Origin of the sequence: Candidatus Anoxymicrobium japonicum (assembly GCA_002843005.1) — a bacterium.
Taxonomy (GTDB): Bacteria; Actinomycetota; Geothermincolia; order Fen-727; family Anoxymicrobiaceae; genus Anoxymicrobium; species Anoxymicrobium japonicum.
Window position 1 is genome coordinate 1 of sequence record PHEX01000120.1, and the last position, 2101, is coordinate 2101.

The 2101-nt window shown below is 54.5% G+C and carries 4 protein-coding genes; 3 read left to right on the forward strand and 1 reads right to left on the reverse strand.

The window, feature by feature from the left end; genetic code table 11:
* Positions 1-292: NADH pyrophosphatase (locus CVT63_08285; protein PKQ26868.1), on the forward strand; the 292-nt coding region annotated here is incomplete at its 5' end.
* A gap of 350 nt (positions 293-642) precedes the next feature.
* The gene (locus CVT63_08290; protein ID PKQ26869.1) at positions 643-1371 is read left to right on the forward strand and encodes a hypothetical protein; all 729 of its coding nucleotides are present in this window, start codon (positions 643-645) and stop codon (positions 1369-1371) included.
* 17 nt (positions 1372-1388) lie between these two features.
* On the opposite strand, the gene CVT63_08295 is transcribed toward CVT63_08290, so the two are convergent.
* Positions 1389-1595 carry a hypothetical protein gene (locus tag CVT63_08295; protein PKQ26870.1) on the reverse strand — a complete coding sequence of 69 codons (207 nt, stop codon included), beginning with the start codon at positions 1593-1595 and terminating at the stop codon, positions 1389-1391.
* 32 nt (positions 1596-1627) lie between these two features.
* Between CVT63_08295 and bfr the strand changes: the two genes are divergently transcribed.
* The coding region (bfr, locus tag CVT63_08300; GenBank protein PKQ26871.1) for a bacterioferritin at positions 1628-2101 on the forward strand (474 nt) is incomplete at its 3' end.

The following is a 2101-nucleotide window of genomic DNA, read 5'->3' on the forward strand; positions in this document are numbered from 1 at the left end:
CCTGGCCGGCTTCGTCGAAGCCGGCGAAACGCTCGAACAATGCGCCGCCCGCGAAGTCCGCGAGGAAGTCGGCATCGAAATCGCCAACCTGCGCTATTTCCACAGCCAACCCTGGCCCTTCCCCAACTCCCTGATGGTCGCCTTCTTCGCAGACTACGCCGGCGGCACGATCACCCCGGACCCGAACGAAATCGAAGCCGCCGACTGGTTCCACCCCAACGCCCTGCCCATCCTCCCCGAACCGATCAGCATCTCCCGCCAACTCATCGAAGCCGCCCTGCGCGAACGCTGATAGCGGCGCCCGGACATTTCGTTTTTGGCCATTTTTTCCGGTTGACCGTAGGAGTGAATGGGAAGTTGTCATGAGGCGGGAGACGGCCAGGAGCAGCCACAGGAATGCGGCTGATTGGCAGCATCAGAAGGGCAGCTTCTGGTCATTGAACGGTCGAGTGCTATGCTTCTCGAATCTCATTTTCTATGGCCCCTATGAGCACTATGGCATCGAGGAAAATAAATACCGTCGAGTCTATTTGGGAATCTCTTCCAGAACTGGAGCATGTCAGTCGAGAATCACTAGACGTAAGTCTGAAACCTTGGGAAGAATTGGTTTCGTGCTGCATTGAAGCTGGAGCACTCGCTCCAATGGTCCCGTCATCCAAGAACGGTGACCCCCGGCTAATAACAGCAGCCCCATTTTTAAAATGTACGCTTGATGACCTCCGTGGGGTCTGGATACTTGTAGAACGAGGTTACACCTCTCAAGCGGCAGCAGTCGCGGCTGCTATGTTTGAAAACGCCTTAACGGCTGCAGTAGTAGCCGGGTCTAAGGAGTTGGCAATACAAGCGCAGAAGGGGAAACATGCTCAAATTCCTTGGGGAGCAAAGGAACTATGTCAGCTTGATGCAAAGCGTGAAATGCGGCTTGCTGAAGAGCGCGGGGAGAAGCAGACCCCGAAAATGTATGAGGATAACTGGACGATTGGTTACTTCCATTACAAGTGGCTTTGCCAAGTTAAACATCCAACATGGCAGGCAGCGATTCACGCCATCCAGTCAACTGTTGTTGCCGACCGAGAATATGCTGTTCGCCCTGGCCCAAACAATTTGCCTCAGGACATCCAAGTCAAGGCAAGGGTTCTAGCGGTGTCACTGACCAAAGCACTACAAGCCATAAAGTCATTCTTCATTACTTTGGATGGCGATGAAAAGTCAGATGAATACCAAGCGTTTGAAGAAAAGGTTAGCAAGGTTCACTTTGGTGTTGCTGACTTGATAAAGCTTCAGTATGGAAAGCCCTCGCCTATCCAAGTTTTAGACCGAAGTTTCATTAAGACTGATTTCTCGACCCTTAGAGAAAAGTATGGCGACTAACGACGGCTTGCGGCCAATTAGCAGACGGCTCCAAATTCTTGGACGACCAGTCCGCTTTGGGCACAAACCAGCAGCCAAACCGCCCCGCTTTCCCGCCAACGCCTTTGCGCGGAAGCACTGAACTCCTTTTGGAAGTCGCGGTCGCAGGTCATATGTGGGTGGAAAACCAGTCGCTCGGCGCCTAGAATGAGCGCTCGGGCCAGCCAGCCGCTTTTGCCAGCCAACCTCTAGCTTCCAACCATTTCCGGAGAATGCAATGAAGGGCGACAAGAAAATCATCGACATCCTGAATGACCTGCTGACTGGCGAATTGACGGCTGTTGATCAGTACCTGATCCACGGCGAGATGTATGCCGACATGGGCCTGAGCGAGTTGGCCGAGAAGTCCATCCACGAGTCCGATCACGAGCGCCAGCACGCCCGCGCCCTGATCCAGCGCATTCTCTTCCTCGAGGGCAAGCCCGATCTCAGCAAGCGCGAAACGCTGAAGATCGGCAAGACGGTGCCGGAGATGCTGAAATCCGACCTCGCCGTCGAATACAAGGTGGATGGTGAGCTCAAGAAGGCGATGGCGGCCTGCGAGAAGGCTCAGGATTATGTCAGCCGCGACCTGCTCGGCGTCCAGCTCGAAGATACCGAAATGGACCACGCCTATTTCCTCGAAAAGCAGCTCAGACTGATCGATCTGGTCGGCCTGCCCAATTACCTGCAGAGCCAGATGGGCTCGGGC